Here is a 7,035-nt window from a genome sequence, read left to right on the forward strand (position 1 = left end):
GGCGATATCCGCATTCGCCCGCAAAAAATCTCTAAAAAATATCTCATCCGCATCGCCGAAATTTCGCAGATGCACGTGAAAAACGCGCTCGGCAAATCCCGCTTCGGTGTAGCCCTTATTTAGGCTGCAGCGGCTCCCCTTTTCGCTCATTAGCAGATAGCCCGCCTCTATCAAGCGCTGTTTGGCGACGGCAATATCCGAGCATTCGATCAAAATATCTACGATCGGCTTCGCCCAGATCCCGCTTACCGCGGTGCTGCCGATATGGTGGATCTTGATCTCGCCATGATCTCGCAGCAGACCGCGCAGAATTTCGCGCTCCTGCCTAAACCAAACGCTCCAGCGCGGATCGTGCGGCACGAGACGTATTGGAAAGAGTCGCCACAGCTCCTGCAGGCTCATCGAAAGGAGTTTATTGCTCATCTTAACTCCCGAGTATTGGGTGAAATTTGAATGAATGGCGGGTAGATAGGGATTCGAACCCCAGAAGGCTGACGCCTTACGCGCTTTCGAGGCGCGCTCCTTCGACCGCTCGGACATCTACCCGAATGAAAGTGTAATTTAAGCCAAAAATGGCTTAATAACAGATTTAAAAATGAAATTCCGCGCGAAATTTCGCCTGTTTTTGCGGGCGGGGGTTGAAATTTAACGGCGCAAATTTAGATTTCGTTTTAAATCTACGGCTTAAGGTACGGCGCGCTTTGGGCATAAAATTTACTTTCGCGCATAGTTTTGGGCACGGAATTTTACCGCTTTATGGATGAAATTTTACGCAAAAGCTCATCGTCGCGGCGGCGAAAAATCACTCGCCGTTTATAAATTTCATGCGCCGCCCTACAAAACCGAGATAAAAATTTTGATCTCGTCTCCGCCGTAAAACTCAAAATCCGTTCCAAACGCTCTTTTTAGTTCGCCGGCCTCAAAAAAGCTCCAAATTTTGCTCCAAAACTTTGCTACGTTTTGCGGCTCATTCGGGAAGCTAAAAACCGCGTATTTGCCGCTTTTGATCTCCAAGGCTTCGTCGCTGCGGGGCGCTTTGGTGCCGATAAAGATATCGTAAAGTCCGTCGGCGCCGTTTTCGTAATCGTAATAGACGCCGTAAATCTCGCTCCGCCCGTCATAACACTCTTTCATAAATTCCGCCCACAGCGCGGGAATTTTACCGCTTCCGCCTAGCTCGTCCGCGTTTTTCGTGCGGGCTTTTAATCCGTAAATTTTAAATCCGTCTAAATACGAAATTTTGATTTTTTCGCTCAAATTTTACCCTTTCCGCTACTGCTCTAAAAGCTCCCTTGCTTCTTTTGCGATCGCGACGTCGGTGAAGCCGAAAAGCTTAAATAGCTCGCTCGCGTTGCCGCTCTCGCCGAAGCTTTGCATGCCGTGTACCGCGTCTGCAAATTTATACCACTCAAGCGCGCTTGCGGCTTCGACGGCCAAAATTTTAGTCTGCGCCTGCAGGATTTGCGCCAAATAATCTGCGTCCTGCTCGCACAAAAGCTCGAAGCACGGCGCGCTTACGACGTTTGCGCCGATGCCTTGCTCTTGCAGGATCGCTGCCGCTTTTAGGCAGAGCGAAACCTCGCTGCCGCTTGCGATGAGCGTGATACGTGCCTCTTTGCTCTGCCTTAGCAGATACGCGCCGTTTTGCACGTCGCCCAAAACCGCCTTAGGTAGCGGCTCAAGTCCCTGACGCGAGCAGACGAACGCCGCGGGGGCATTCAGAGCAAGCGCCGTGCGCCAGCATTTTACGTTTTCGTTGCCGTCTGCGGGGCGGAAGGTGTAGAAGTCTGGCATCGCGCGGAAGGTGCTAAGCTGCTCGATAGGCTCGTGCGTCGGTCCATCCTCGCCCACGCCGATGCTGTCGTGCGTGAAGACGAAATAGTGTCGCAAGCCCATCAGCGCCGCAAGCCGCGCGCCCGTTTTGAGATAGTCGCTAAAGATAAAAAACGTCGCGCTAAACGGAATGAAAAGCCCGTATCTCGCAAAGGCGTTGCCGATCGCCGCCATCGCGTGCTCGCGGATGCCGAAGTGTAAATTTTTGCCGCACGGAAAGTCGCCGCCGCCTTTTAGCTCGGTCTTATTCGATGCCGCCAAATCGGCGCTTCCGCCCAAAAAGCCGGGCACCGCGTTTGCGATGGCGTTTAAAATTTTACCGTTACTATCGCGCGTGGCGACCTTAAGCCCGCTAAAATTTGGAAATTCTATCTTGCTAAAATCGGGATTTAAAAGCTCGTTTAGAAGCGCTTTTTTTTCATCGCTTAGCTTCGCAAGCTTCTCCTTCCAAAGCCGCTCCTCCAAATCGCCCCTCTCAACCGCAGCGCGCGTCGCAAAAAGCACGTCCTCACTTACGACGAAGCTTTGGGCGGGATCAAAGCCCAGGCTTTGCTTAGCGCGCGCAAGCAGTTCCTCTCCAAGCGGCGCGCCGTGCGTCTTGGCCGTGCCCTCAAGCTCGAGCGCACCCTTGCCGATCGTGGTATTTGCGATGATGAGGTAGGGTTTGGTTTTGTTTTTGACCTCGTCAAGGACGAATTCTATCTGATCGAAATTATGCCCGTCGATGCGCGCGACCTCAAAGCCTTGCGCTTCAAATCGCACCTTTACGTCCTCAAACCACGCGATATCGGTGCTGCCATCGATCGTGATGCCGTTAGAATCATAAATTATCGTGAGATTATCGAGGTTGTGTCTGCCCGCAAGCGCGCACGCTTCGTAGCTGATGCCCTCCTGTAGATCGCCGTCGCCGCAGAAGCAATAGACGCGGTGATCGATGATCTCGTTGCCCTCCTCGTTGAGCAGATATGCGGCGTATTTTGCGGCCATCGCAAATCCGACTGCGTTTGCGACGCCCTGTCCGAGCGGTCCGGTAGCGATCTCGACGCCCGGGGTAGTGATCTCCGGATGGCCGGGGGTTTTGGAGTGCAGGCGCCTGAAGCTTTTCAGATTGTCCATGCTCAAATCATATCCGCTAAGATAGAGGTAGCTATACACGAGCGCGCTTGCGTGCCCGCCCGAAAATACGACGCGGTCGCGGTTCAGCCACGCGGGATTTTTGGGGTTGTGGCGGACCTTGTTCATAAAGACGCTCATTACGTCGCTTAGCCCCATCGGCGTACCGGGATGGCCTGAATTGGCGCTTTGGATCATATCCGCGCTTAGAAATTTGATCGTGTTTGAAATTTTACTTAGCTGCTCGCTCGACATTTTTCATCCTTTCAGGTATTTTTCTATCAAATTTAAAACCAAATCGCGTAGGCTCGCATCATAGCCGTTCATCGCGCCGCTTACTTCGTCTATCAGGCGCTGCTTGTAGCTTCTAGCGCCCGCAAGTCCGAGTAAATTTACGAAGGAATTTTTCGCGCCGTCCGCTCCTACCGGTTTGCCTGCGCTTGCCTCGTCGCCCGTGGCATCAATGATATCATCCTCGATCTGAAATATAAGCCCTAGCTTCAGCCCGATCTTATAAAGCTCATGCGCGAGCTCATCATTTAGCCCGCCGATTATGGCGCCTAGCTCAAACGCCGCGGCGATGAGTGCGCCCGTTTTGTGCAGATGCAAAAACTCAAGCTCGCTTTGCTTTAGAGGGATGTTTTCAAAACGGCAATCGATCGCCTGACCGAGCACCATGCCGCTGCTGCCTGCATTTCGCGCTAGAGTTTTAATGCATTTTATCTTAATCTCGTCGCTTAGGCTTGCGCTCGCGGCAATCAAAAACGCGTCGGTATTTAGCGCGTCGCCCACCAAAATCGCCGTAACCTCGTCGTATTTTTTATGCAGGCTCGGCCGTCCGCGGCGCAGATCCGCATCGTCCATCGCGGGCAGATCGTCGTGGATAAGCGAGTAGGTGTGGATCATCTCAAGCGCCATCGCGATCGCCAGCGCGCCCTCAAAGCGCCGCTCATCCACTGCCGAGACGACGCCTAGCAGCAGCTGCGCGCGAAAATGCTTGCCGCCCGCTTGCAGCATGTAATTGAGCGCCTCCTCAAAGTACGGATGAAAGCTAGATGCCTTCAACTCGTTTTGCTTCAAGTAATCTTTAAATTTTTCTAAAATATCCATCGATCCTGCCTTGCGGTTTTGATTTGCTCTGCTTGGGCGCGCCCTTGACGAATGCAAATTCGCGCCCTTCGAATGCCTTTTTGTCGCGCAGCTTAGACTTTGCTGTCGCGAGTCGTTTGTACGTCGCGTAGAAGTAATCATGCCGCTTAAAATTTTAAATTTTAATTTCCCTAGCTTTACGCAGTGCGCGAGGCGAAGGATGCTCCGCTTTTTTGAGCCGCATCTTACGCTCGATTTGCTCGCGGATGTCGCGCAATGGCTCGCCCGCTTTGCATTTAAGCTGCGCTAGCTAAATTTTACTTTGCGCCGCAGCGTAGCAGCTCGCCGAAATTTTAGAATTTGCCCTCACGCCGCCCGTTAAATTTGACTGATTTGCTAAGGTTAAAATTTAATAACCTAGCGTCAAATCAAACAAGTTTCACTTTATGTAAGCTACACCGCCACAAAAATCTAAATTTAACTTGTCGCCTTATAAAATCGGGCTTCATTTAGTTTGCTACAGGAGCCGCTCGCTCCGTAAAATCCAAACCGCTCGCTAGGCGGGAAGTAGTCGCCCTCTCTAAAAAGCCTATTTTCACCATTTTTGAACTACGCTTAGCCCTTATTGCCAAGCAGATCACCCAATCCGCCGAGCCCTCCTAGCATGGATGCTGCAGCGCCTTTCTTTTCATTTTCGACGAGTTTTATCGCGTCGCCTATCGCCGAAATTAGCAGGATCTGCAAGCTCTCTTTGTCGTTAAAAAGGCTGTCGTCGATGCTTAGATCGAGCACCTCGCCCGCGCCGTTTAGCCTGATGGCGACCATGCCCGCGCCCGATTTTACGGTAAATTCCTTGCGCGCATTCTCCTCCTCGATCTGCTTAGCCTTGGCCTGCATCTGATCGAGCATCTGCCCCATTTTTGAAAAATCCATTCCTTCGAACATCAAAAATCCTTTAAATTTTGGCTATTTTAGCAAATTTAAGCTAAATTTAGCGTTTGACTTGGCGCTGCGAGTTTTGTTCTCGGCTTTGATTTTACGGCGGACGCGAGACGCGAAATTTAAAATTTCAAACCGCAGAAATTGGCCGAGCCCTGCCGAAGCGGCGCATGCACGATAAGCGAGCGATTTAATTTCGCCCGCAAATATGAGCGAGCAAAGCGATCTCGTTAAATTCGCTCCGCGAATTTTGAAATTTAGCCGCAAAATTTAGCGCCTACTCGTATGTTCGTCCCATTTCGAGCAGTTCGCCGAGCATTTCCCAGCCGCCGCGCACGGGCGCGTCCTCGCCTGCGTGATCCATCAGGCCGCGCGCTCCGCACTCCAGCAGTGAAAACGGATCGAAATTATACCAGCCATGCCCGCTCGGAGAGACGATGCCGAAAAATTTGCTCTCGTCCGCAAGCTGTCCGCTAGCGCGCATCCTGCTAAGCTCCGCTAGCTGAAATTTTATGACCTCCGCGGAATACGCAGGTCCGCCGTGCTTGTTTGCGGCCTCGAATTTCAGGGGCTCATTCGTCTTTTGCTCCAAGGACCCGCCTCACGCTGCTTCTGCGGAGAGGCTGCCACTTGCGGCGATAGAATTTTGCTCTTGCGTCTTGCTCTCTTCGTTTTTTAGCTCGTCGTTTGTAAATTTTGCCTCGCTTGGCGCGGTTTTAAAATTTGCGAATCTGCTTTCGTCAAATTTTATCTCAAAGCCCTCCGGTAGGCAGCGCATTATATCCGCAGCGGTTTTTGGCTCCTCCGCCGAACGAAGCGTATCGCCGCCCGCAGGTCTATTTTTGCAGAAGTGCGCAAGTTCGGGCGCTCGCTCTATCTCAAGCCACGCCTCGCTGGGCTCCGCCCTCTCGCTCTCAAATGCCGCGCTTAGAATTTCAAGCATCAGCTCTACGCTAAAGAGCTCGCCGCCGCGCGCTTCAAGCAGCTTTAAAAGCGCGAGTAGATATGCGTCCAGCTCTTTGTTCGCAGCCCCGCTCGCTTCAAATTTTTCTACCGTTTCGCAGACGGCGCCATAAAATTCTTCGTAGTTCAAATTTACTCCTTTTTTTGTGGACCGACAAGCGGCTATAACGGGCTGTTTGAAGTGAATTTTAGCGCAAATAGCGCCTCTTAGTGCACGATGTAGCGGGTGCGCCTGCGCACAAGAGGTCAAAACCCGCGCAAAGAGCTAGCGCCTGTAGCCGTAAATTTTTAAGCTTTGCTCGCCCGACTCCATCTCGAATTTGCCCAGGCGTTCTAAATAGCGCGCTATGGCATCAAGATCTTGACTTTTGTGCCCCGGCGGTAGCAGCGCGCCGCGGCTTGCGAAGTCGTAAAATTTCGCAAATTCTATATATTCTATCTCGGCGTAGAGGGTGGGCTTTTCGCTCGTCGTGAGGCGCTGCGAGATGTAGCTGTCGCGGATGCCTTGCGCGTAGTCTGCGGCGGGCAGGGCGAATCTGATCTCGTTCACGCAGGAGCCGAAGAAATCATAAATTTCGCACTGCTGCGCGGGCGAGCCTTCGGCGCAGATCGCCGAAAAGAGCTTGCGCCATTTTGCGTCGCTCATAAAGTCGAAGCGAAACTCGGCTAGTTTTTTACCCAGCCGCGCTTTGTATTTTTTGTAGTGCTGCGGCGAGGCGAAAAGCTCCTCGAGGCGCGATGCCATGCTATTTTACGATCTCGTTTTTCTCGTTTACCTGCACGATTTTTGGTTCGAAATCTTTCGCTTTTTTGGCGCTCATTTGTGCGTAGGCCACGATGATGACGACGTCGCCGACGCAGACTTTACGCGCGGCCGCGCCGTTTAGGCAGATCTCGCCCTTTTTATCGCCGCGAATCACGTAGGTGGCGAAGCGCTCGCCGTTATTGACGTTTAGGATCTCGACTTTTTGGTACTCGCAAAGCCCCGCAGCTTCGATGAGCTCGGGTCCGATCGTGACCGAGCCCACGTAGTTGAGGTTGGCGTCCGTCACGCGCGCGCGGTGGATTTTGCTTGATAAAATTTCGATTTTCATCACC

General features: G+C 52.3%; 9 protein-coding genes and 1 tRNA gene. All 10 read right to left on the minus strand.

Annotated features, from left to right (window positions below; translation table 11 throughout):
* The coding region (locus Q0614_RS02280; RefSeq protein WP_298786257.1) for a GrpB family protein at positions 1-423 on the minus strand (423 nt) is incomplete at its 3' end.
* A gap of 35 nt (positions 424-458) precedes the next feature.
* Positions 459-546: transfer RNA gene (locus Q0614_RS02285), tRNA-Ser, on the minus strand.
* 288 nt (positions 547-834) lie between these two features.
* A complete protein-coding gene (locus tag Q0614_RS02290; RefSeq protein WP_298786268.1) occupies positions 835-1,245 on the minus strand; it encodes a GyrI-like domain-containing protein in 411 nt (136 codons plus the stop codon).
* 27 nt (positions 1,246-1,272) lie between these two features.
* Positions 1,273-3,201 (minus strand): transketolase, encoded by a 1,929-nt coding sequence (gene tkt / locus Q0614_RS02295; protein WP_298786259.1) that lies wholly within the window; start codon positions 3,199-3,201, stop codon positions 1,273-1,275.
* A gap of 3 nt (positions 3,202-3,204) precedes the next feature.
* Positions 3,205-4,056, minus strand: coding sequence for a polyprenyl synthetase family protein (locus Q0614_RS02300; RefSeq protein WP_298786261.1), 852 nt, complete (start codon positions 4,054-4,056; stop codon positions 3,205-3,207).
* 594 nt (positions 4,057-4,650) lie between these two features.
* Complete coding sequence (locus Q0614_RS02305) at positions 4,651-4,980, minus strand: YbaB/EbfC family nucleoid-associated protein (RefSeq protein WP_297880275.1); 330 nt, start codon at positions 4,978-4,980, stop codon at positions 4,651-4,653.
* A 271-nt stretch (positions 4,981-5,251) separates the two neighbouring features.
* Positions 5,252-5,566, minus strand: coding sequence for a hypothetical protein (locus Q0614_RS02310; RefSeq protein ID WP_298786263.1), 315 nt, complete (start codon positions 5,564-5,566; stop codon positions 5,252-5,254).
* A gap of 9 nt (positions 5,567-5,575) precedes the next feature.
* Positions 5,576-6,067 (minus strand): hypothetical protein, encoded by a 492-nt coding sequence (locus Q0614_RS02315; protein WP_298786265.1) that lies wholly within the window; start codon positions 6,065-6,067, stop codon positions 5,576-5,578.
* Positions 6,068-6,202: 135 nt separating this feature from the next.
* On the minus strand, positions 6,203-6,682 hold the full coding sequence (locus Q0614_RS02320) for a hypothetical protein (protein WP_298786266.1): 480 nt from the start codon (positions 6,680-6,682) through the stop codon (positions 6,203-6,205).
* A gap of 1 nt (position 6,683) precedes the next feature.
* A complete protein-coding gene (panD, locus tag Q0614_RS02325) occupies positions 6,684-7,031 on the minus strand; it encodes an aspartate 1-decarboxylase (RefSeq protein ID WP_298786270.1) in 348 nt (115 codons plus the stop codon).
* Positions 7,032-7,035 lie beyond the last annotated feature (4 nt).

Source organism: uncultured Campylobacter sp., from assembly GCF_937997595.1.
Lineage (GTDB): Bacteria > Campylobacterota > Campylobacteria > Campylobacterales > Campylobacteraceae > Campylobacter_B.